1 protein-coding gene is annotated in these 291 nt (G+C 47.4%); it reads right to left on the bottom strand.

The features are described 5' to 3' along the window. Nucleotides 1-291 (bottom strand): hypothetical protein (locus tag GHN86_RS23820; protein WP_228389659.1); only part of this gene is annotated, 291 nt, incomplete at both ends.

The raw sequence follows: 291 nt of genomic DNA on the forward strand, positions 1-291 counted from the left end.
TTACGATTTTTGCCAGCGATTGCTCCGACGATGGCGCCAGCTCCACCGGTGAGTACACCGCCTAATGCTGCGCCAGTAAGACTGCCGCCTATGCCTGATGTAGATTTTGACTCTATGGAGTCGTTGACCTCTAGCACTATCTCTATGATATCGGATGGGTAAATCACATGAGGCTGCTGGCCTGGTGAACACAAAATTATCTTCGAGTAATCCTGGTTGATGGCCAACCTGCCATTAACACTTTGAAAGCTTTTAAAAGGGTGGAAATGGGTGGTTTCCATAAAGCCAATA

The organism is Pseudomonas helleri, from assembly GCF_009600315.1.
GTDB lineage: Bacteria > Pseudomonadota > Gammaproteobacteria > Pseudomonadales > Pseudomonadaceae > Aquipseudomonas > Aquipseudomonas helleri_A.